The organism is Staphylococcus ureilyticus (assembly GCF_002902235.1).
Classification (GTDB): Bacteria; Bacillota; Bacilli; order Staphylococcales; family Staphylococcaceae; genus Staphylococcus; species Staphylococcus ureilyticus.
In genome coordinates, this window is sequence record NZ_PPRL01000086.1 from 1 (window position 1) to 23,235 (window position 23,235).

The window sequence follows — 23,235 nt, forward strand, 5'->3', positions numbered from 1 at the left end:
TTATCATAGCGATCATGCTTGCAATTACTTTTGGTTTTTCTGCATTAATTAAAAATATTGCTACAAGAATTGCCGATTCAATGAATCAATATTATATAACTGTTGATTCAAACCAAATATTAACAGAAGCAAATGCAATCCATAACGCTTTTATTTTATTAAGTTGTAGTATTGCTTTACTTTTAATTAGTTTATTCTTTAGAAATCGGAAACCAAGAATTTAACTTCGTTCAAATTTTATCAAAAAGCTGCTACATATAGTATATTAAGCCCGAAAATGTATGCCAAAGTTCATTTTCGGGTTTCTTTTATACCTATAGATCGATGCACCAATCGATTAATATATTTGATAAAATTAAAGTCAAAACCTAAAAGGTCTCAACTTAATTATCAAATTTATTTAGACCACGTGGCTTTTTACTTTTAATGTATTTAATACTGGTAATTATCTGAGTCACAAAAGTATTCATTATAAGAAAATAGTAACGCAGACTTTATTAAAGATTAAAAAAGCGACAATTTCTATACAACTGTTATAGAAATTGCCGCTTTTTCGTTAGTCAGAAATGTTATATCACTGATTCTTTTTCTTATTCTTCATTTGAAATGTAATGTGACTTGCCTTTTAAGAACAAGCTCAAAATAAATGCCAACGCACTTAACAAAGTAGCGATTAAGAAAGCACTATTTACGCCGTTAATTGAAGCTAGCTTTTGCACAAATTCTAAAACTTGAGAAGTTGCCATTTGTTCTCCACCCATTGCTTGAGCCATTTCTTGTAAACGGTCTTTAATAAATGGATTTGTTTTATCTAAATCCTGTGTATATGATGCAATATGTTGTGTTGTTTGTGTAGACATAACTGTAACCAGTAATGCCGTACCAATTGAACCAGCCAATTGTCTCAATGTATTAGTTAATGCATTGCCGTGTGCGATGAGTCTTTGCGGTAATGCGTTCATACCAGCAGTCATTATTGGCATCATGATAAAACTCATACCAAATGAACGAATGATATAAATAACCATTAAATGACTATACGTTGTATTCATATTTAATTTTGTTAATTCCCACGTTGCATAAGTCATAATGGCTGTCCCTACTAAAGCTAGTGGTTTAATACCTATCGTATCTAATAATTTTCCTGCTATTGGGCCCATTACGCCCATTATTAGAGCACCTGGTAATAATAATAAACCTGATTGTACTGGTGTAAAGCCTCTTAAGTTTTGTAAGTAAAGTGGTAATAAAATCATACCACCAAATAAACTCATGGTTACAATCATGTTAATAACTGTTGTTAATGTAAAACCAGAGTATTTTAAAACTTCCATGCTTAGCATTGGCACACGCATTGTAAGCTCTCTAATTACAAAAGCAATAATAAAGATCACACCAATGATAAGCGACACTACAACTATTGGAGAACTCCAGGTGTTATTTCCCGCTTCACTGAAGCCGTATAATAACGCACCAAAGCCAATTGTACTAAATATGATACCGGGGATATCTGCTTTAGGGTTTGTAGTAACTTGATATACTCTAAACCATATATAAGCGATAGCCAATGAAATAAGTCCTATAATGAACATGCCATAGAACATCACGTTCCAATGATAATTTTCTACAATATAACCTGATAATGTTGGTCCTATTGCAGGTGCTAAAATCATTGCTATACCGAGTGTCCCCATTGCTGCGCCACGTTTTTCAGGTGGAAATATAGTCATAAATACATTTGTACCGAGTGGCATTAAGACACCTGCACCAATAGCTTGCAGTACTCGGCCAACCATCATTATTGTAAATGAACCTGATATACCACAGACTAACGAGCCAATCGTGAATAATGTCATCGCTATTAAAAATAATTTACGATACGAATATTTATTAAATAAATAGGCACTGATTGGTATTAGAATACCATTCACAAGCATAAAGCCTGTCATAAGCCATTGACCTGTATTAGCAGAAATATTAAAATCTGTATTTATTTTAGGTAATGCAACATTTAATAACGTTTGGTTTAATATAGCTATAAACATACCGAAAATCATCGCTATTAAAACTTTACCTTGAGAAGTGCCTTTTCCAAACATAAATGAACTATGTTTAGCTTTCAGCTTTTCATTTACCTGTGCTTCTTCAGAATTCGGATTGATTTGTTCATGATCCGAATCATGTTGTGTCGATGATTCAGTAGCGTCACTGTCAGAGTGCGTTGCCTTTTCTGGCTTTTCGTCTATTGATTCATCTTTGTTTTGTTCTTGATTTTCTGTTGTTGTTTTGTCGTCTTTAACTTTAAATTTAGATTGATAACTTTCGTTAGAAGCAATGCTTTCATGCTTAGATTGTTCCATTTTTCTGGCAGATTTTTGCTTATTTCTTTTCATGATAAAGAAATTTAGTCCGCCGACAAGAATGAGCGCTATGACTACGTAAACAATAATGAAGGTCATTGTCATTTTAAGACCCCCTTAATTTTTATGAATTTTTACTTCAGCGTTCATTCCTGGAACAACATTTTTAGATGGTTTTGAATCTAGTGAAATTTTCACTGGTACCACTTGTGATACTTTTGTATAGTTGCCATCACTGTTTGATGAAGGCATCATCGAAAAGCTTGAAGCAGTTGCTTTGCCTACTTCTTCTACTTTACCTTTTAATTCAGCGTCTTCACCATCTAATTTAACATTTACATCTTTACCTTCCTCAACGTCTGCAATATCTTTTTCATCCACGTTAGCAGTTATATAAGAATCATCTAAATTATAAGCATAAGCGATTGGTGTGCCAGCTTGAGCCATTGAACCTTCCATGCCATCAACTTTTACAATTGTGCCATCTTTAGGCATTTTAATACTCATGTCTTGAGATTGACCGCCTTCACCTTTAGCAGCAATCTCTGCAACTTTGTCACCTTTGCTTAATTTTTCATTATTTTTGACATCAAGCGATTTGATTTCGCCAGAAGCTGGAGCTGATATTTTAATTTGTTCTCCATCCACTTTAGCATTATCCGTACTTACAAAAGATGTTGCTTGATTATAAAAATGGAATCCTACGACACCAATAATTACAAGTACAACAATGGTAATGACATTGATTAATACCATTTTCTTCATGATACTTTCCTCCTATTTGCATTTAAAATTCACCTTGTATATTATAAAGAGATGAAATTTAAAAGTATACCGACACTTAAATAAAATGTGTTGGGTACGTTATTTATGTTCTATGAAGGAGTTATTATGAAACAAAATGCTAAACGTAAAATCATCCATAATATGATTGCATTACTAGAGTTACATCCGTTTGAAAATATAACTATCAAAATGTTATGTGCATATAGTGATATAAATAGGACAACTTTTTATGATTACTTCGTAGATAAATATGATCTTTTAGCTACAATACAGTCACACCATATTCAGAAATATAAAAAACTATTAGAAAATCTATATAAAAGTTCAGAAGAGATTGCAGATAATTATTCGAAACTATATCAGTTTTTCAAAATCATTTTACGCTATATTAAACGCCATTATGGCTATTTCCATGCTATTTTAGTCACATATCCTAATCGAGACTTGTTTTTTGAATATATGCATGCCACGCGTGATACCTATATTAAAATTTTGGATGACTATACCAGTGTTATAAATAAAAAACAATTTGTAATTTACGCACTAGGTGGCCAAATGGGTCTTGTTTATACTTGGATTAAAGAAGGATGCAATCAACCGGTAAATGATTTAGCTCAAATTTTATTAGCTAATACAATTAAGTTGAATCGTTAAGTCATTTCCTAATAAATGATCTAATTAAAAAGACTACTAAATTTCTACAAAATAATAGAAGTTTAATAGTCTTAGATTATTTCTAATTCAAATATATAGAACAGCTTGATACCTATCATGCAACATCATGTCAATGCTATACTTCACCATGGTTTAGCAAAATTCTAGCCTTCGCCACTTCGAATCATTCCTGCAAAATAAATTAGCGTGGTTTAAAAATCTAATTTGTTTAAAATGACATTATTGCTACATCCATGAATGTAAGCACATGTTTAAATCAACTTAAAGTACTTGACTTAAAACACATGCACCAGCTACTTACCAAAATACTACAATGATTTTATTTCATCCTCTCTTAGGCTCACTTGCTTGTTCTAAATACAAGATAACTCATCACTTGCAACACTATGAGTAATATACCTGCAATTAGGATAATTGTGACATAAGGTACATAATTTTCTTCTCCCATTAAACCTACGAGAGGTGAAATCACCCCACCTAATAAGTATTGGATAAGTCCAAGTAAACTTGATGCGCTTCCATTACCCCCAGTACGTTCATCCATTGCTATAGAAAATCCCAGTGTTGCTACACCAGTAACCGGTGCAACAAGAATAATAAAACCAAAGCATAAAATCCATATTGACAAGTGATTTACTAAAGTAAACGTTACACTCAGAATTCCTACTAATTGAATCAATGTCAAAATTCGTAATAACATTTGCCTATTTATAAAATCAACCAACTTACCAGTCAATTGACTTGAAACAATCAGACTTATACCAACAACTGCAAACATAATACTAAATTGCTGTGGAGACATACCATAAATATGTTGAGTAATAAATGGAGAAGCTGAAATATAACTAAACAATATGATAAACGTAACCCCTTGAATCAACATTGGTAATACAAAACGTGGTGCTTCTAATAATTGTAAGAAATTCTTAAAAATACTTCCCATATGAGGGCTATCCCTATGTTCAATTGATAATGATTCTTCCACTTTAAACATTGTTCCAAAAAACATGAGCATGCCAAATATGGTAAGTACGACAAACACCATATGCCAAGTTGAAAATGATAAGATCACACCACCTAAAGCGGGTGCTAATACAGGTGCGACGCCATTGACTAACATGAGTAAAGCTAAAAATTTCGTTAATTGTTTACCACTGTATAAATCGCTTGATATTGCTCTAGAAATAACTGCGCCTGCGCCTCCACAAAAACCTTGCACAAATCTTAAAATGATCATCCACCAAATATTGTTTACAAAAATAATTCCTAAACTTGCTAATGTAAATAACAACATCGCAATCATAAGTGGTTGTTTACGTCCGATGGAATCAGAAATAGGACCAGTAAATAAATTCCCAACAGCTAAGCCAATCATAAATAAAGATAAAGTTAATTGTGCATTTGAAGTTGTTGTATTAAAATCAGTCTGAATTTGAGGTAAACCAGGTAAAAACATATCTATAGATAAAGCACCAATTGCAGTTAATGCACCTAGAATTAAAATAAAAATAAGTGATTGCTTTTGTTGTTGATTGTCTGACATCTTATAACTCCTTCAAATATTACTTAAAATACTCAATTCGACGATAACTACATTTAATTATGTATTTCTTACTGACTTATTACAATATTATGAATAAGCATTATTACCATTATAGCTTTAGCTCAAAAACAAAGAAAGCGTCAATTTCTACTAACTGTTATAGAAATTGACGCTTATACATGAGTCATAATGAGTTTATTCTCAAATTACTCTATTTTTCTACTACTACATTTATCAAAGTGATATTGACAAGCATTTTACTACATTACTATTCCGAATATTTCACTACCTTGAGATTACTGGCATCATCATCGCCTTCAAGTTGATAGTTCACTTCGCCATACTGTCCGTCTTCTTTGACGGTTTGAGCAGTAATATAAAATGTTTCACCTTGTCTCACAATTTCAGTGATTTGTGGCTGTGGTAAATAAAAAATAGCATTTTCTTTCACTTGATTTTTTGTAGACTTGTAGTTATTGCTATTCTTTTTCAGATAAGATGAAACTAAATTAAAGTTACTTTGGCTATGCGCGTTATTCATTGCAGCAGTATAATTACCGAAAAAACGAACCACCTTATTTCTGAAACTATTTTCTTCTTTTTCTTTTTTATCAACATAATCTTGAATTTCATCACCATCAAAATTCAATGTTACATATGTTTTATCTTTCAAGTTATCCGTTTTAACAGTCGTTTCAGCTGATTTAAATGTCTTTTTCTTCGCTTCACCTTCGGCAGAAACTGTTAATTCTTGCGTTTTTGGATATGGTCCTATTTCTTTATTATTATTATAGTCATATGTTTTATCATTTACTTTCACTTTAACCGTATCTTTATCAATTTCTGATGCACCTTTTAAATCTAAGACAATATAAGCTTCATTAAAATCTTCTGAAACGTCAACTGTTTCATGATTACTATTATTAAAATTAAATTTGAGTTCACCACTAAACTGTCCATTAGCCATTTCCTTTTTAGACTCGATAACGTAATCACCTGGTATGAATTCACCAAGTACCGTCGTCTTATTCTTCTGTGCGTGAACAGTTCTTTGCTTATCATTTGCTTTAAATTTATATGTTGCATCGTACTTAGGCTTTACAATCGCTTCTTTTGTAGGTGCTGTAAAACTCATGTTATCAAATATCAAATAACGTCGCCCATTTTTACTGATACGCAAAACTTTTTCACCATTTTTGGCTGTTACAAAGTCTTCCTCACTCGTCTCATTATTATTTAAAGATGCTATTTTTTGTTTAATATCTTTTGTATATTGTTTCATGCCAACTTCTTTTTTTATATATTTAATATAAGCTTTAGCCTCATTTTCATCCACACTATTATTTTGTGTGCTTAATAAAGTTGATAATTTTTGAGTATCATTATTATCTACTGCATTAATTAATATTTCCGATTGTGCTTCCGGCGAATTAAAATTTTTCAATAAGATAAATATAATCACCAGCAGAATAATGATAAAAGCTGCAATACCCCAGGGAATAATTTTCCTTGCTTTGCTATTAACAGTTTTTTTGTTTTCTTTTGAAGTTCGAGTCATTTTTTCGTTACTTGTCGACTCTATACGATAGCCACAATGACTACATCTTCGTTGTCCTATCCTTATATTTCCCCCACATTTAGGGCACTTTTGCATTTTATCACCACGCTCAGTCCTTATTTTTTACATTATCCCGTTATTTTAACATAATATATTTATAAACTATATGGCATTATCAAGCCATTTCCACCAATTTTTTGTAGTTTTTTAATAAAGTGAAATTTATTTTTACGCTACCTTATTTCTATTATATGTATATAAATCAGTAAAAGATATACATCATTAGTCCAATGTCTTCTTATATCTTCTATGATTTTTTCTTTCATCTTATATAGCTTAAGCTTTTAATTATGCACTTCAAATGAATCATTTTAACTTGGGTACGTCATTCCGGTTGTTGAATCATGATTTTAATTAAATGTATTTAGCTTTGCTTTTAAATACTTTCATTGCTTATACTATTAAATACTGTGCTTCAAATTGAAATTTTTTAATCTTTGGTCAATAATTTCTAAAACATAACGTGCTTGTTCGATTTGTTCATCAGACAAGTCGTGTAAAATATCACTGACAATCGTATTGATAATTTCCTTACTTTGTTTATTAAATTGTTTGCCTCTTTCTGTTAATTTAATATATTTTAATCTTTGATCTGTATTTTCTTCTGCTTTCTCCCATTGAACTACTTCTGCTTGTATTAATTTTTTGATTCTCCGGCTAACGGCAGCTTTATTTACGCCTTGTCTTTCAGTTATTTCAGTTAGCGTCATGGTTTTTTCGTTTTCTAACATTAATATAACATTGGCCTGCTCTTTTGATACGTTATAGTCTTCTCTTAATTCTTTTAACAATTTAGCTAACAAAGTATTCACATCATTTATAAATTCCCCCATAAAATCAATATGACTACTTAAATTTTTAACCATAACTTCTCGCACCTCTACTATTCTAGCTCACATAAGTAAACGTTATTTTTTTTATATTATGTTTATAATATCAATATTCGAGATGGTATAAAAGCAGAAATTTGTATTCACTGCGTTTTTAATTGTTAAATCTAGCAAAATTACAAAATACAATACCATTAAAATTTGATTAATTTTAATAATTGCTCTACATTTAAAATATTATAAACTTTCGGGGTGAACCATGTATACGTTGTCTTTAATTATAAGTTTAATTATTTTATGTGGTTTTATTGCTATGATTAAAAATTTCAAATTCACTACTAATTTAACTTTTTTTGTAATTCAAATTATTTTAGGTTACTTTGTAATCATCTTACATGTAGGTAAGTTATCTTTGCCTATGCCACTCATATTCACTATGTTTGTTGGCGTGTTGTTAATACACATCAAACATCATCATTTATTTAAACATAGATTAAGCGCACTTTTTTTGCGCCGTTTGTATGCTATTGCATATAGAGTATTACTGTTTATGATTGCTTGTGCTTATATTAGTCTAATACCTGTAGGTATCAATGTTATTTTTTATTGGTTAGCTGCTATTGCATTTAGTGCATGTTTCACCTTCATTTGTTATGCGCTTTGCACATCTGCATTTTCAAATGTTACATACAAAGAAGACTTTGATGTCATATTGGTGTTAGGCGCAGGTATTTTTACTGATCAAGTAACACCTATGCTAGCTAAAAGATTAAACAAAGCTATAGCATTACACCATTTAAATCCAAATGCTCGACTCATTGTAAGTGGTGGACAAGGTCCTGACGAACCAATTTCAGAGGCCTTGGCTATGTATCGATACTTAGTACAGAGAAATATTAATCCTTCAATGATAGTACTTGAAGACCAGTCTACGAGCACTTTAGAAAACCTTAAATATACAAAAGTGCTCATTCAACAATTATATAGATATGAACCAAGTATCCTATGTGTCACAAGTCAATTTCATATTATGCGCGCTTTAAGGTTTGGACAAAAATTAAACCTCAACTTAAAAGGTGTCGGCAGTCATACACCTTATCATTTCTTTGAAATTGCATTAATTAGGGATTTTTTAGCAATCATGTACCAATATAAGCTTTTACTAACTTGTTACTTTGTAGTGTTATTTTGGGCAAGTATGATGGCGTTGTGGCATATTCCATCCATTTAAAGCCACTATACACAAAATAATTTGTGCATCCTTTTTACAATAGAATATAGTGTTTTCTTCATAGAAAAAGAGTGGGACAGAAGTCTAATTTTATTAAAAGATTTCTGTCCCACTCCATTTATTTAGGAATCATAATTATATTACGGTTCATTTAATTATACTATTGATCAACGATGACACCATCATCTAATTCGATGACTCTATCAGCATAATCAAATAGTCTTTTATCGTGCGTTATCATAATACCAATCATATTTTTACTTTGAATTTGATTTTTAATCATATCTATTACTTCTGTGGCACGTTCAGCGTCTAAACTTGCAGTTGGTTCGTCAGCTAATATTATTTTCGGATGATTCATCAATGATCTCATGATGGCAACACGTTGCTTTTGTCCGCCTGAAAGTGTGTGTGGAAATACGTTGAGCTGTTCTGCTAAACCGATTTGTGTTAATAGTTTTTCTGATCTATCAGTGGCTTCTTTTTTAGACATACCTGCTTCTTTACCTATTGTTGTTAACTGATCTTTAACTTTTAAATAAGGTACTAAGTGTGAAGATTGAAATATAAATCCAATTTCATTTAGTCTTAGCTCAGAAGCTTTTTTATCACTATCATATAAATGCTCACCATTATATAATATTTCACCACTACTTTGTGACAATAGCCCACCTAAAATAGTTAAAAGCGTTGTTTTACCTGAGCCTGAAGCACCGTTTAAAATTACAAATTCTCCTTCATTCACTTCAAAATTAATCCCTTTTAAAACTTTAGTTTCGGAAGAACCTTTCCCAAAGGATTTTTTTATATCTTTAACTTGTAAACTCATTATTCTCCACCTCCAATAGCTTCAATAGGGTCTACTTTAAATAATTTAATAAATGATAGTGCTGCGCCAACAATTGCAACAACGATGAAAATGCCTACGACTAATAATATATTCGCAACAGTTACGTGGAAAGGCATAGAAATTGGCATTATTAATGATAAACCACTAATTAATGCAACAGCAATTATCACTGCAACCATTGTAGTTATTAATATTTGTAATACTAAAGCACTTAGTAAATGTCTTGTTTTGATACCAATTGCTTTTAAAATACCGATTTCTGGAATTTTTTGTATCGTCATAACATAGAAAAATGCACTCAGAACTATAGCAGAAATAACAAACAAGCTAACTATCATCATATTAAGTGGTGCTTGTTCTGCTTGGTAACTCGGTATTTCACTTGTGATATCGTCTTCCGTAAATACATCGATACCATTAATATCTTCTAATTTATTTATCTGTTTTTGTGACATATCTTGAATTGGATAAACGGTACTTACATTTTTATTCAATTTATCAAATCCACTATTATTCATCATAACCACTGAACTATGAGCATACATTGTGTCATCCAAAATACCTGATACTTTTAACGTTTCACCGTCTTTAATTTTAATGTTGTCTCCAACATCTACCCCACTTGCAGTTAATTTACTATTAATTGCAACTTCATTGTCTTTTTTAGGATAATGTCCTTCTGACAATTCTGGTTTTTCATTTTTCACTGTATTCGTCATAACAACATCTTCTTCATCTTTATCAATTTTCAAAGTTTGAGATGCTATTTTTAAAGGTGACTGTCTACTAATATCTTCAATTTTCTCTTGCTGTTCTGGTTTAATAATTGATTTTTCGATTTGTGGTGTTTTGTTATTTTGCATCACATATTTTTCTGACTTCATATTATCTAGCATAGAAATATTTTCTCTTGCTAAACCTTGTGCCAACCCACTAATAAATAAAACCATAACACCTAATAACAATATAATTAACATGATTAATATATAACGAAATTTATAATATTTTATCTCTTGCCATGCCAATTTCATAGTGTTTCACTCCCTTTCAAGAACTTATATTTAAAGTTTAAGGTCTTTATATGAACTCAATATGAACTATGATTAACTTTTTAAATTATTTCCTATTTGTTAAGTTAAATTTTTCCATATATAATGTCTGTAAAATGATTAAGGAGATTTTGAGCATGACAACTTGTTTAATTGTCGATGATGACAGTAAAATTTTAGAATATGTTTCAAATTATATTTCACGAGAAGGACTAGATGTTGTGACACAATCAAGTGCTGAAAACGCACTGTCGTATTTAGATACACATCAGGTTGATATTGCTATCGTCGATGTAATGATGCCTGGCATGAGTGGTTTTGAACTATGTAAAGTTTTAAAAGAAGATTTTGAAATGCCTGTCATTATGTTAACAGCAAGAGACGCACTTAGTGATAAGGAACAAGCATATTTAACTGGTACAGACGATTATGTTACTAAGCCATTTGAAGTAAAAGAGCTTATCTTTAGAATAAAAGCAGTATTAAAGCGGTATAATATAAATGCTAATAATGAATTGAAAGTTGGAAATCTCACGCTCAATCAAGCTTATTTAGAACTTCAATCTTCTACTAAATCAATGAACTTACCAAATAAAGAGTTTCAACTCTTATTCCTACTTGCTTCACATCCAAAACAAGTATTTAACCGTGACGATTTGATTGAAAAAATTTGGGGCTTTGACTATGAAGGTGATGAACGGACTGTTGACGTACACATTAAGCGTTTGAGAAAGCGATTGTCAAAGTTAGGAGCTACGATTACGATTCATACAGTATGTGGCTTAGGATACAAGGTTGATGACAATGTTTAAATCACTATATTCACGTATTGCTATTTATACTGTCGTCATTTTACTATCGAGTGCTTTGCTTAGCTTTCTATTAACTAACATTATTTATCACAATCATTTAAAAGAGAATAATGATGCAAAAATAATGAGAACATTAAAAGATGCTATTTCCTATGAAAAAGAATCTAAGATACAAATGCCAAAACCCTTTTTCAAACATCTTGGACAAATGAATTATCAAGTGATGACCGTCTCAGAAAATGGCAAAAAGGCTTATTATGGCACTGCATTTAGAAAAGATAATGTTGACTCTAAAAACATTAAATCTGTGTTAAATGGCCAAGATTATCATGGGATAAGAAATTTGCCTTACAACCCTTTTATCACTGGATTTTTTGAAAATACTACTCAAAATACTGTAGGTGTGCAATTTCAATCCAATGGTCAAAATTATGCTGTTTTTATGAGACCAGACATCGGAAAAACTTTTAGTGAATTTAGAATTTTCTTAGTCATATTAATTACACTCTTATTAGTCATCTCAATCATTTGGGTTATTTCTTCAACTTATATGATTATTAAACCGATACAACAGTTAAAACAAGCGACTGAAAGGTTAATGGAAGGCAATTTTGATGTACCGATAGACATTAAACGTAATGATGAATTTGGCACATTACAATATCGATTTGATAAAATGAGACTCTCTTTAAAACAAGTCGATGACATGAGACAGCACTTTGTTCAAAATGTTTCACATGAGATCAAAACACCATTAACACATATTCATCATTTACTTGATCAATTAAAATTCGCTAAAGACGCAACAGCTCGCGAACAATATATCGATGAAATATACCAAATTACAACACAGCTCAGTGAATTAACCAAAGAACTTTTATTATTATCAGAAATTGATAATGGCGAACATCTAGAATTAACGGACAACATCGAACTTAATAAACTGATTAAACAGATTATACGCCATGAACAATTTGCGACGAATCAAAAAGATTTAATCATTATGTCTGATTTAGCTAATGTATCTATAATTGGGAATGAGCGCTTACTAAATCAAGCTTTTCAAAACTTAATAACGAACGCGATCAAATATTCTGAACAAGGGGGTACAATTGATATTACACTCACACATGATACCGATCAAATTCATTTTAATATCACTGATGATGGTCAAGGCATGACACCAGAAACCCAATCTCGTCTATTTGAGCGTTTCTATAAAGCAAGCAATCATGATAATAGCAATGGCTTAGGCTTAGCTATTGCGAAAGCAATTTTTGAATTACACAATGGTACAATTGAAGTAGCAAGTACGAAATATGAGGGTACGACATTCACTGTTACCATCCATAAATAATAATGTAACAAGTGAGTTGATACCTATGAATTTTATGAGTTAAAGCTCGTAACAGGCTACAATATTTTCTAGCAAACATACACAATTAAAACCTTGAGATTTTAAATACAAAAAAGCGCTAATCCTTTGTGGATTAGCGCTCTTACTTTGACTATGGTTATTTATCTCCTAAGCTTCTCATTTGTTAAAATGAGTGTACTATATCTATTAATTAATCTTTAAGTTTTTAGTTATTTCTTTATTAATTTGAGTGTATAGAGCTTCATTTTCCGATAATTTCATACCGAATGAAGGCACTATTTCTTTAACTTTTTCTTCCCAATTGTTAAATTCTTGTTTATAACAACGTTGAAGTACATCTAACATGATGTCAACAGCAGTTGAAGCACCTGGAGAGGCACCTAACAATGCTGCTAAAGAACCATCTTCGGAAGTAATGACTTCTGTACCAAATTGTAACGTGCCTTTTCCTTTATCTGTATCTTTAATGACTTGTACACGTTGTCCAGCAACCACAATTTCCCAGTTTTCGCTTTTTGCATTTGGCACAAATTGACGTAAATCTTCCATTCTCTCTTCATTTGATAATGTGAGTTGAGAAATTAAATATTTAGTTAAGTTCATTTCTTTAATTCCTGCCGATAGCATTGTAATAAGGTTGTTTGGTTTCACTGATTTTATTAAATCCATATTTGAACCCGTCTTTAAAAATTTAGGTGAAAAACCAGCAAATGGCCCAAACAATAATGTACGTTTGCCATCAATATAGCGTGTATCTAAATGTGGTACTGACATTGGCGGCGCACCAACAGCTGCTTTTCCATAAACTTTAGCAAGATGTTTTGATGTGATAGCCTCATCTCTACATACTAAGAACAGACCACTTACTGGGAATCCACCAATATGTTTAGATTCCTTGATACCTGTTTTTTGTAATAAAGGTAAACTAGCACCACCGGCACCAATAAACACAAAATCACTTTCCACTATTGTCACTTCATCCGTTTTCAAATCTTTCACTTTAACTTCCCAAGTGCCATCCTTACGTTGACTTAGGTTTTCTACTTCATGTTCGTAATTAAGTTCTACATGTTTATCTTCTAAATTTGAAAATAATTTTTTTGTTAACGCACTAAAATTCACATCTGTCCCCGTTTTATCATATGTAATAGCCATTGGTATATTGGATGTACGCCCTTCCATAATCAACGGTGCCCATTCAGAAATTTGCGCTTTGTCATCTGTAATTTCCATATTACTAAATAAAATATTTTTATTTAATCTTTCTACACGTCTTCTTAAAAAATCTACATTGCGTACACCCTGTACAAAACTCATATGCGGCACAGGCTTAATAAAGGCTTCAGGTTTTGATAATTGACCTTGCTTAACAAGATAATTCCAAAATTGCTTTGTAATTTGAAACTGTTCATTAATTTTAACAGCTTTAGAAATATCGATTGATCCATCTTTGTTTTCGTTTGTATAATTTAATTCGCATAATGCAGAATGCCCTGTTCCTGCATTATTCCACGCATTTGAACTTTCTTCTGCTGGTGTAGATAATCTTTCAAACATTTTAATATCTTTCTCAGGTGCAAGTTCTTTTAATAACGTTCCTAGTGTTGCGCTCATGATACCGCCGCCAATTAATATGACATCTGTTTTGCTATGTTGTTTACTCATAACAAACACAGTCCCCCTTTTATATATGTTTATAGACACGTTATCTTTATCTAGGAAAATCACAGCCATGATAAAGCGTTTTCTATAGTGAATAATTTAAATCTTAATCTACTATAATTATACTAAATGTTAAAAAAATAGCAGAATCTTTTGTTACACTTCTAATTATATACGTTATTGTCCTATGAAAAAAGGGCTTTCAGTAATTCTACTCAAATTATGTTAATACCTGTTAACTATAATAGCTATGAGACGACTTAAATTGCAATTAACATTAGACACTTAAAATCAAATTACATTGTGTCACACATAACATTCATTACTTTATCACTCTCTTAAATTTCATGCTATAATAAATTTTAATTTAATTCTTATACTTTTGGAGGTATTCCAATGAAATCTATCACTTTTTTTACGCATAATGTTTATGCTATGGGTGGTACTGTTAAATCTATTTCTCAATTAGCTAATGTTTTAGCCGAAAAAGGTCATAAGGTTGAAATCATTTCCGTTTTCAAGGGGGCTTCTAAACCTTATTTCAAACTACATAAATCTATTAAAGTTCGTGCTTTAACAGACTATCAGTTACATTTTTTAAATATTAAAGCTATATTTTTTAATAGAATCCGCAAATACACTCCGTTTTCTAGACCAAAATTAATTTCACAATATGAACCAGGTCTTTATCAGTTTTCACATTATATAGAAAAGAAAATGATTCAAGCAATACGCAATGTTTCCACTGATATACTCATTGGTACACGTGCGAGTTTTAATATACTAATTGCTCACTATGGTCCACAAAATGTAGAGAAAATAGGTATGGAACATATGAATTTTGAAGCACATAACGATGCCCTACAACAAGAAATCTTAGATGCTTATCAATATTTAGACAAAATAACCACACTAACAGAAAGTGATAAAAGTAAATATGAATCTTTTGTACAAACCCCTGTTTATGTCATACCCAACATTTTAAATGAGCCCCGTCTCTCAATATCAAAAGAAAAAATCATTACTGCCGCAGGACGACTAGAATACGAAAAAGGTTTCGACCTATTAATTCAAAGTATCATACCTATTCAACAAGAAGTCAGACGTTTTAAATATCAAATACACATCTATGGTGACGGAAAAGAACATGAGCTTTTACAACAATTAGTCATAGAGCACCAACTAGCAGATATCGTAAAACTTTATGGTTCAACTCAGCAATTAAACGAAAAATTAGCTAAAAGTGATATTACAGTCGTCCCTTCTCGTAATGAAGGGTTCGGAATGGTAATTTTAGAAGCTATGAATCAAGGTAATGTCGTGGTTAGTTTTGATGGTAATGCAGGACCAGACGCTCTGATACAAAATAACGTCAATGGATACCTCGTATCGCATGGAAATGTAAAAGATCTTTCTAATAAACTACTCAGACTTATCAATCAGGAATTTAATAAACAATCCATCATAGAAAATGGGTATCAAACCGTCCAATTATTTTCATCAGATTCAGTCTACCATTACTTCCAAATGATGATTGCATCGAAATAAAAAAAGAAGCCAAACGGCTTCTTTTTTATTTCGATCTTTATATTTTATTACAATAAACCTAATCATCTGTAATATGCCATAATCACAGGCATCTTACTAACAACTATAACCACGATGATGCTTTAATGAATGATAAAGTTCAACATGAAAGTCCATAAACATATAAAGATAATAAATGCAAAACTATAGCGTAACGTCATTTTTAATAACTCTGATTCTTTACCTACTTGTTGTACAGATGCAGTTGCAATCGCAATGGATTGTGGTGAAATTAATTTCGCTGCTACACCACCTACTGTATTTGCAGATACAAGCAATGCACCGCTTGTACCAATATTATTAGCTACCGCTGACTGTATCGGAGCAAATAGTGTATTATTATTTGTCACAGAACCAGTTAAAAATACGCCAATCCAACCTAAGATAGGTGACAATAGCGGGAAGATTGATCCTGCTTTAGCAATACCTTCACCTAAAGCATTACTTAAACCTGCATAAGTCATCAATTTAGAAATAATTAAAATAATACAAATTGTAATAATAGGTAACCATAATTCTTTAAAAGTTAATTTTAATAAGCGTGTTGCATCAAGCATGTTCACTTGTTTTGACATTAATATAGTTATTAAAATTACTAATAAAATCGCTGTACCAGTTTGTCCAATGATATTGAGTGGTAATGTAATTGCTTTGTCAGCAATGTCACTATACGTACCTGGTAATTGAATATTAAATACTAATGCGCTCAACGCACCATTAGGTGAGAACAACGCTTTAAATTGTGGTGCACTCCAAATCATAACTAATGCTGTTAAAATCACAAATGGACTCCATGCATATATTAAAGTTTTAAAATTATGTTTTACAATAGACTTAGGTTCTCCACTATCTTTCAACCTAAATATATTTTTAGGCTGATGTTTTTTAGAATATAAGGCTAACGCTAACATTGATACTAACGGTGGGATAATATCAGCTAGTTCTGGTCCAATAAACACCGTAATCAAAGCTTGTAAAATCGTAAAAGTTCCACCAACAATAAGGATTGCTGGTAACGTTTCTTTAATCCCTTTAAAACCGTCAATAATCCATACTAATAAAAATGGGATAAACATATTCATAATCGATAAAGTTAAAGCAGACATTTGAGAAACCGCAAATCCTGTAACATCACTTGGCAAACCAAGTGTATCAATCACTGTTACAGGCAAGCCAATTGCTCCAAATGCACCAGCTGAAGCATTAGCAATTAAACATAACATTGCAGCTTCTAAAGGTTTAAAGCCTAATTGAGTTAATAACAAGGCACATATGGCAATCGGCACACCAAAACCTGCTGCACCTTCTAAAAATCCATTAAACGCAAAACCTATGAGCAATAATTGAATACGATGATCTTGCGATACACTCGCAATACTATCTTGAATCTTATCAAATTGCCCAGTTTCATTTGTAACCTTATATAACAGCACTGCCATAATCACAATATAACCAATTGGAATGATGCCTTGGAAAAATCCTTCAATTGATGCACCTGTTGCGATATTCATAGGCAATTTGAATATCGTTATTGCAAGTATCAATGTAACTACTAATGTCGTAATTGAAGCATATATCCCTTTCATTTTGAAAATGGTTAAGCATAATAAAAATAAAATGATAGGGATAGCGGCTACAATACTGGATAATAATACATTGTTAAAGGGGTTAATACTTTCTACAAACATTTATACTCACTTCCTATACTTAAATTAATTAATCATCTTCCATTTGTGAATTATTTCACATAAATTATAACATCTACTTTAAGTAAAATACAATAATTTCCAAAAAATTAATACCCTAAAATTAAAGTTTTTTATTTTTCTAATAAACTCCAATTGAATATACATCATCTCAAACGCAATTCTTCAATCCTAATATGAATATTGAAGTTTCTTTTATCTATGACGTATTAAATGATAAAATAAGGATAATAATATTTAAATCGAGGGATTATAAATGATAAAGCAAATAGAAGTTTCAACGTGGGACCTTTTCGTAAAGGACCTTGAGAAAGCTACAGCACAAGGATATACTCACTTTGTATATATAGATCAAAATAGTGAAATTTATCAATCGATGTTAGAAGCAGTTACACTAAAACCGGTCACTATCGTTGCAGATTATACAATCAATCAACAATATTTAAATGATTGCCGATATTTTGGTAAACCCGAAATCACTTTTAATGATTGGATGGATAATCTAAATCATTTTCCAAATATTATTTTCCATATAGAAACCACTCAAAAAATAATAAACAATTATACCATTAATAATATATTTGACTTAGCATTATTATCACTATTGCAAGATGATGTAGCAACAGATAGCCATGTCGTTTTCAATTTCAAACATGCTTTTACAACCAGTAGTGCTATATGGGATTACATTCAAGCATTCACGCCATTAAACACTACTAAATTCAATTTAAACAAATTAGCCTTTGAACATAAACACTCGATACCATTTAAAAATAGTGAAACACTAGCGCCTAATCACGACGACATTCGATTTACAGATAAAGTGCTTAAAAATACTAAATTCAAACTTCCACATTGGATTTATACTTTAGTTCATCGTCATTACGAAAAAAAACATTATGAAAGCAGTTATATTTATAAGAAAGATAAATCGAAAGTTAAAAATCATATCGTCTTTTTAGGTTTTGATTATGGATTTCGAGGTAATTCTCGCTATTTATTTAATCATTTTGCAAAGTACTTTTCTAAATTACCTATATTTTTTATAACGAATGATGTAAATGGCCCTAATTTTATCGATCCAAATGACGCGAAATCAAAAAATCTAATAGAAACAGCAAGTGTGGTTATTTTAGAAAACGATATCCCTGATGATATCAAACCAAATGGTACAATTATACAACTATGGCATGGCACACCTATTAAAAAACTATTTTTAGATAGTCATGAACCTAATGAGAATCTCAATATCTATAATTATCGTGCACGCAAATATAATAAATGGTTGCAACAAGATTACTTCATCAGTGATTCCGGAGCCATTATGGAACATTTCAAGTCTGCGTTTCCCCAACAACACACACACTTATTAAATTGTGGGTATCCGAGAATTAGATATCTGTTAGATAAACAATCTGATCAACCATATATCTCATTTATAAAGAAAGAATTAAAACTAGATCCTCAAAAACAAACATTACTTTATGTTCCTACATGGAAAGCAGCAAATGAAGCAACCGATTTGTTACCAATGAGTGATGGCTTATTGAATAAATATAATGTTATCTTTAAAGGACATATCAACGACCAATCTAACTATATACCTGAAAATGCTATCATTGCGCCATCACATATTGAAGTTCAAGATTTATTGTTAGTATCAGATACAGTATTAACAGACTATTCTTCACTTATTTTTGATGCACTTACGATTGATAAAACTGTCTGCCAATATACGCCTGACCATGAAAAATATGTGAGTGAACGCGGTGTTTATGAAGATGTTATGCATTCTCTTTCTACAGTTAGATATAGTGATTCAAAAGCGCTCTTAAATGATTTAATCAGTCACCAAATGAAAGATATACATGCTAATCCGTTTATAAATAAAGACAACCATGCCTTTGAAACGATTTCACATATTATTCAAAAGTCGATTAATTCCAATAAATTAAACTAATCATCACATATACAACCAACAATTTGTTATTCTAATTTAAAATTCAAAGTTTTAAATTATGAATATTGGCTTTGGTGCTTTTATTTAAATATAAAATGCATTTAAAGGAATCATACTCGAACGATTCGCACATAAAGAAAATTTTACCAAAATAAAAAGTGGCAAGTTAGAAGTTAATGCTTTCTACTTGCCACTTTTTTATAATACGTATAGAAATCACGTTATTTTATGATGCTTTTATTGTTGGTAAGCTGGATCAACTACTCTAACAGTTCCTTGTTGGTCAACAGTTACAATTGAATAACTACCAGGTTGTGCTTGGTTTTGGAAGCTAAAGATATAGCTATAATTCCCTTCGCTTCCTTCAATAGCATAATCATTATAAGGATTTGATTGGCCATTTAACGCATTGACTTCAGCAGTTGCATTGTCTAAAGCGTTTTGGAAATTAGGCAATGACTGTAAAGCTGTTTGTGCGTCAGTGCTACCTGAAGTAATGTTTTGTGCGACTGGCACTGCATTTTGACCTTGATAAGGTGCCACATATTGAGAAGTACCACTGTTACCTGTGTTGCCCGCATTTGAATTACCTGCACTATTAGATGCTTGATCAGCATTACTATTTGCATTACTTGCTGTACTATCATTGCTATCCGCATTGCTTGAATTGTTATCATTATTTGAATTATCGCTATTGCTATCACTGCCGTTGGAACCGTTAGTCGAACTATCATTGGCATTGTCACTGTTTCCAGAATTGCTGCTATCATCAGAGTTAGAACTAGAGTCTGAGTCAGAACTATTTTTATCAGCATCACTGTCTGATTTGTTGTCCGAATTACTATCTGAATCTTTATCGGAACTATCATTGTCCTTTTTGTCATCGCTCTTAGAATCTTTTGAGTCTTTTGATTTGTCATCGGAAGACTGTTTGTCTTTCGAACTATCGTCTTTACTACCGCCATTGTCATCACTACCATTAGAACAAGCAGCAAGTGCTAATGTAAGTGTAAGAAAACCTGCTAATAACTTCTTCATATAATAAGCCTCCTTAGTTGTGTCCTTCCCATTGCCTAATTTAAAATTATGTAATGTGTTTAACAATTAGGATAAATGAGAATTATTATGTTATTCACTATTATTATTAAAATAAACACCTTTTATCAAAACTTTTTTTGAAATAAATATAATTTTTACAAAAACTTAAAAAATAGAAACTTTAATTTAATATCTAGCTTTTGCAATAGGAATACAATGCGCCAAGATAATTGAACAGATTACAGGATAAATGACTTTTTCAAAAGCTGCTATATGGTTTTTTCCATTATTAAATCTGTATCTACCACGTTACCAGTATGAAATTCATGGGAACCTGTTATACGTAGGCCTTGTTTTTTATAAAAGTTTAATGCTTTTTCATTATATTCCCATACACCTAACCAAATTTTTGTTTTATACAACTCGCGTGCTTTTTTAATTGCAAAATCAAAAACATTTTTCCCTTTTCCTCCACCTTGTGATTGAGGTAAAAAGTATATTCTTTGAATTTCTAAGTAGGATTCACCCATTGCCTCAGTTTGTGCATCGTCTATATTTAATTTAAAATAACCTACAATTTCATTATTGCTGAGATAAAAATATGTGAATGAATGTTTATTATTCAATTCGTCTTTTAACGTTTCCACATTATATGCCTGTTTAAAATAGGTTTCAAAATCTTCCTGTGTATATCCACCTTCTTTGAATGTATGTTTAAATGTTGTAATACAAATTTCTCTTAACCGATGTACTTCCGATTGTTTTACCAATTCAATATTATCTGTCATACTGCATGCCCCCTTTTTACCATCTTGTCAATTAGTATACTAAAATGTTAAATATGTTACTATACGACTTAATATATTTTTTTGACAACTTAAAGTATAGTCAAATGACATAAAGTTTACGATTGTTAAAATTAAAACGCTTACTTTTAAATCAGCGCTTTTACACTTATTGTGAAATTCACAATATCATGATAAAGTAGTTCTAGTTTTTTAATTGTTCATAAATATATATACATAAGGGAGTGCCATAAGGCAATGACGAAAACATTTAAAGCTTTTGTGGTCAATGAACAAGACGGCAAAGTAACAAGCGAATTTAAAGATATGACAATAGATGATCTTCCAGAAGGTGAAGTGTTGATTAAAACGAAATACTCTGGAATTAATTATAAAGATGCATTAGCTACCTTAGACAATTCAAAAATTGTTAACAGTTATCCAATGGTGCCAGGCATCGATTTAGCAGGTGTGGTAGCTCACTCTGACACACATGCTTTTGAACCAGGAGATGAAGTCATCGTTACAGGGTACGGTTTAGGAACAGACCATTTCGGAGGTTTTAGTGAATATGTTCGCGTAAAAGAAGAATGGATTGTACCTTTACCTAAAGACCTCACACTTGAAGAAGCTATGATATATGGGACAGCAGGTTACACAGCTGGTTTAGCAATTGAAAAATTAGAGCATAATGGACTATCTGTAGAAAAAGATCAAGTGCTTGTAAGAGGTGCAACAGGTGGTGTAGGAACATTAGCGATTATGATGTTAAATGGCATTGGATATGATGTGATCGCTAGTACAGGTAAGACTGAAGCTACTGAAACACTTAAAACCATAGGTGCAAAAGATGTTATTTCTAGAATTGACAAAGAAGATAATAAACCTTTAGGTAAACGCACATGGCAAGCAGTCATCGATCCAGTTGGTGGTGACAGTTTTTCACAAATCATTAAGCAACTTAATTATAATGGTAGCGTTGCGCTCATTGGCATGACAGGAGGCGCTACATTCGATAGTTCAGTCTTTCCTTTCATATTAAGAGGTGTAAACGTTATAGGTATTGACTCTGTATATACAGAAATGAGACAACGGAAACATATTTGGCGTCGTCTATCAAAAGATTTAAAACCAGATCAATTACATGATATAAAACATAATATAAACTTTAAAGATATTAAAAACAGCATAGATGAAGTGCTTCAACATAATAATTCTGGTAGAATTGTTATCGAATTCGACGCATAAGATGATTTTATAAAACTCCGCACATCAAACAAAAATGGATGTGCGGAGTTTTATTTGATATCAACTTATATAACTATACATTTTTATTTAAACTACAAAAATATTACAATTCATATA

The 23,235-nt window shown here is 31.4% G+C and carries 18 protein-coding genes and 1 pseudogene; 8 read left to right on the forward strand and 11 right to left on the reverse strand.

The window, feature by feature from the left end; translation table 11 throughout:
• Nucleotides 1-224 (forward strand): annotated as a pseudogene (locus tag CD150_RS09210) (hypothetical protein); the annotation flags it as partial.
• Between the two features lie 366 nt (nt 225-590).
• Here the strand turns inward: CD150_RS09210 and CD150_RS09215 are convergent.
• Nucleotides 591-2,465 carry a DHA2 family efflux MFS transporter permease subunit gene (locus tag CD150_RS09215; RefSeq protein WP_073343972.1) on the reverse strand — a complete coding sequence of 625 codons (1,875 nt, stop codon included), beginning with the start codon at nt 2,463-2,465 and terminating at the stop codon, nt 591-593.
• Between the two features lie 12 nt (nt 2,466-2,477).
• A complete protein-coding gene (locus tag CD150_RS09220; protein ID WP_046208531.1) occupies nt 2,478-3,125 on the reverse strand; it encodes an HlyD family secretion protein in 648 nt (215 codons plus the stop codon).
• A gap of 126 nt (nt 3,126-3,251) precedes the next feature.
• Between CD150_RS09220 and CD150_RS09225 the strand changes: the two genes are divergently transcribed.
• Nucleotides 3,252-3,800 (forward strand): TetR/AcrR family transcriptional regulator, encoded by a 549-nt coding sequence (locus CD150_RS09225; protein WP_046208532.1) that lies wholly within the window; start codon nt 3,252-3,254, stop codon nt 3,798-3,800.
• 361 nt (nt 3,801-4,161) lie between these two features.
• Here the strand turns inward: CD150_RS09225 and tcaB are convergent, their stop codons facing one another.
• The 3 genes from tcaB to tcaR all read right to left on the reverse strand — a co-directional run bounded on the left by tcaB (nt 4,162) and on the right by tcaR (nt 7,848).
• The gene (gene tcaB, locus CD150_RS09230; RefSeq protein WP_073343975.1) at nt 4,162-5,364 is read right to left on the reverse strand and encodes a putative multidrug effflux MFS transporter TcaB; all 1,203 of its coding nucleotides are present in this window, start codon (nt 5,362-5,364) and stop codon (nt 4,162-4,164) included.
• A gap of 268 nt (nt 5,365-5,632) precedes the next feature.
• The gene (tcaA, locus tag CD150_RS09235; RefSeq protein WP_103161516.1) at nt 5,633-7,018 is read right to left on the reverse strand and encodes a membrane-associated protein TcaA; all 1,386 of its coding nucleotides are present in this window, start codon (nt 7,016-7,018) and stop codon (nt 5,633-5,635) included.
• 365 nt (nt 7,019-7,383) lie between these two features.
• A complete protein-coding gene (gene tcaR, locus CD150_RS09240; protein ID WP_019468867.1) occupies nt 7,384-7,848 on the reverse strand; it encodes a MarR family transcriptional regulator TcaR in 465 nt (154 codons plus the stop codon).
• A gap of 223 nt (nt 7,849-8,071) precedes the next feature.
• Here tcaR and CD150_RS09245 point away from each other — a divergent pair, with 223 nt between their 5' ends.
• Nucleotides 8,072-9,043 carry a YdcF family protein gene (locus CD150_RS09245; RefSeq protein ID WP_019468866.1) on the forward strand — a complete coding sequence of 324 codons (972 nt, stop codon included), beginning with the start codon at nt 8,072-8,074 and terminating at the stop codon, nt 9,041-9,043.
• Nucleotides 9,044-9,203: 160 nt separating this feature from the next.
• On the opposite strand, the gene CD150_RS09250 is transcribed toward CD150_RS09245, so the two are convergent.
• A complete protein-coding gene (locus CD150_RS09250) occupies nt 9,204-9,872 on the reverse strand; it encodes an ABC transporter ATP-binding protein (RefSeq protein WP_073343985.1) in 669 nt (222 codons plus the stop codon).
• A complete protein-coding gene (locus CD150_RS09255) occupies nt 9,872-10,924 on the reverse strand; it encodes an ABC transporter permease (RefSeq protein ID WP_073343988.1) in 1,053 nt (350 codons plus the stop codon). The genes CD150_RS09250 and CD150_RS09255 overlap by 1 nt, the downstream gene beginning before the upstream one ends.
• 155 nt (nt 10,925-11,079) lie before the next feature.
• Between CD150_RS09255 and CD150_RS09260 the strand changes: the two genes are divergently transcribed.
• On the forward strand, nt 11,080-11,754 hold the full coding sequence (locus CD150_RS09260) for a response regulator transcription factor (protein WP_103161517.1): 675 nt from the start codon (nt 11,080-11,082) through the stop codon (nt 11,752-11,754).
• Nucleotides 11,747-13,111: a sensor histidine kinase gene (locus CD150_RS09265; RefSeq protein WP_073344871.1), complete on the forward strand. Its 1,365-nt coding sequence runs from the start codon at nt 11,747-11,749 to the stop codon at nt 13,109-13,111. The genes CD150_RS09260 and CD150_RS09265 overlap by 8 nt, the downstream gene beginning before the upstream one ends.
• Nucleotides 13,112-13,318: 207 nt before the next feature.
• Here CD150_RS09265 and mqo read toward each other — a convergent pair whose 3' ends face one another.
• Nucleotides 13,319-14,797, reverse strand: a complete 1,479-nt coding sequence (gene mqo / locus CD150_RS09270; RefSeq protein WP_046208536.1) for a malate dehydrogenase (quinone) — start codon at nt 14,795-14,797, stop codon at nt 13,319-13,321.
• A 393-nt stretch (nt 14,798-15,190) separates the two neighbouring features.
• Between mqo and CD150_RS09275 the strand changes: the two genes are divergently transcribed.
• A complete protein-coding gene (locus CD150_RS09275) occupies nt 15,191-16,342 on the forward strand; it encodes a glycosyltransferase family 4 protein (protein ID WP_073343995.1) in 1,152 nt (383 codons plus the stop codon).
• Between the two features lie 122 nt (nt 16,343-16,464).
• Here the strand turns inward: CD150_RS09275 and CD150_RS09280 are convergent, their stop codons facing one another.
• Nucleotides 16,465-18,069, reverse strand: a complete 1,605-nt coding sequence (locus tag CD150_RS09280; protein WP_019468859.1) for an L-lactate permease — start codon at nt 18,067-18,069, stop codon at nt 16,465-16,467.
• Nucleotides 18,070-18,343: 274 nt separating this feature from the next.
• On the opposite strand from CD150_RS09280, the gene CD150_RS09285 reads away from it, so the two are divergent.
• The gene (locus tag CD150_RS09285) at nt 18,344-20,047 is read left to right on the forward strand and encodes a CDP-glycerol glycerophosphotransferase family protein (protein WP_073343998.1); all 1,704 of its coding nucleotides are present in this window, start codon (nt 18,344-18,346) and stop codon (nt 20,045-20,047) included.
• 237 nt (nt 20,048-20,284) lie between these two features.
• On the opposite strand, the gene CD150_RS09290 is transcribed toward CD150_RS09285, so the two are convergent.
• Both CD150_RS09290 and CD150_RS09295 read right to left on the reverse strand, forming a co-directional pair.
• A complete protein-coding gene (locus CD150_RS09290; protein ID WP_073344001.1) occupies nt 20,285-21,085 on the reverse strand; it encodes a hypothetical protein in 801 nt (266 codons plus the stop codon).
• A 269-nt stretch (nt 21,086-21,354) separates the two neighbouring features.
• Nucleotides 21,355-21,873 (reverse strand): GNAT family N-acetyltransferase, encoded by a 519-nt coding sequence (locus CD150_RS09295; protein ID WP_064209332.1) that lies wholly within the window; start codon nt 21,871-21,873, stop codon nt 21,355-21,357.
• 255 nt (nt 21,874-22,128) lie between these two features.
• On the opposite strand from CD150_RS09295, the gene CD150_RS09300 reads away from it, so the two are divergent.
• Nucleotides 22,129-23,118, forward strand: a complete 990-nt coding sequence (locus tag CD150_RS09300; RefSeq protein ID WP_046208541.1) for an acrylyl-CoA reductase family protein — start codon at nt 22,129-22,131, stop codon at nt 23,116-23,118.
• Nucleotides 23,119-23,235: the final 117 nt, after the last annotated feature.

Excerpts from the sequence above, each read along its gene's own strand:
- tcaR (WP_019468867.1), bottom strand. The coding sequence starts at position 7,848 with ATGGTTAAAAATTTAAGTAGTCATATTGATTTTATGGGGGAATTTATA.
- CD150_RS09265 (WP_073344871.1), top strand. The coding sequence starts at position 11,747 with ATGTTTAAATCACTATATTCACGTATTGCTATTTATACTGTCGTCATT.
- CD150_RS09250 (WP_073343985.1), bottom strand. The coding sequence starts at position 9,872 with ATGAGTTTACAAGTTAAAGATATAAAAAAATCCTTTGGGAAAGGTTCT.
- CD150_RS09260 (WP_103161517.1), top strand. The coding sequence starts at position 11,080 with ATGACAACTTGTTTAATTGTCGATGATGACAGTAAAATTTTAGAATAT.
- CD150_RS09290 (WP_073344001.1), bottom strand. The coding sequence starts at position 21,085 with ATGAAGAAGTTATTAGCAGGTTTTCTTACACTTACATTAGCACTTGCT.
- CD150_RS09225 (WP_046208532.1), top strand. The coding sequence starts at position 3,252 with ATGAAACAAAATGCTAAACGTAAAATCATCCATAATATGATTGCATTA.
- CD150_RS09300 (WP_046208541.1), top strand. The coding sequence starts at position 22,129 with ATGACGAAAACATTTAAAGCTTTTGTGGTCAATGAACAAGACGGCAAA.
- CD150_RS09285 (WP_073343998.1), top strand. The coding sequence starts at position 18,344 with ATGATAAAGCAAATAGAAGTTTCAACGTGGGACCTTTTCGTAAAGGAC.
- CD150_RS09215 (WP_073343972.1), bottom strand. The coding sequence starts at position 2,465 with ATGACAATGACCTTCATTATTGTTTACGTAGTCATAGCGCTCATTCTT.
- mqo (WP_046208536.1), bottom strand. The coding sequence starts at position 14,797 with ATGAGTAAACAACATAGCAAAACAGATGTCATATTAATTGGCGGCGGT.
- CD150_RS09255 (WP_073343988.1), bottom strand. The coding sequence starts at position 10,924 with ATGAAATTGGCATGGCAAGAGATAAAATATTATAAATTTCGTTATATA.
- tcaB (WP_073343975.1), bottom strand. The coding sequence starts at position 5,364 with ATGTCAGACAATCAACAACAAAAGCAATCACTTATTTTTATTTTAATT.
- CD150_RS09280 (WP_019468859.1), bottom strand. The coding sequence starts at position 18,069 with ATGTTTGTAGAAAGTATTAACCCCTTTAACAATGTATTATTATCCAGT.
- tcaA (WP_103161516.1), bottom strand. The coding sequence starts at position 7,018 with ATGCAAAAGTGCCCTAAATGTGGGGGAAATATAAGGATAGGACAACGA.
- CD150_RS09295 (WP_064209332.1), bottom strand. The coding sequence starts at position 21,873 with ATGACAGATAATATTGAATTGGTAAAACAATCGGAAGTACATCGGTTA.
- CD150_RS09245 (WP_019468866.1), top strand. The coding sequence starts at position 8,072 with ATGTATACGTTGTCTTTAATTATAAGTTTAATTATTTTATGTGGTTTT.
- CD150_RS09220 (WP_046208531.1), bottom strand. The coding sequence starts at position 3,125 with ATGAAGAAAATGGTATTAATCAATGTCATTACCATTGTTGTACTTGTA.
- CD150_RS09275 (WP_073343995.1), top strand. The coding sequence starts at position 15,191 with ATGAAATCTATCACTTTTTTTACGCATAATGTTTATGCTATGGGTGGT.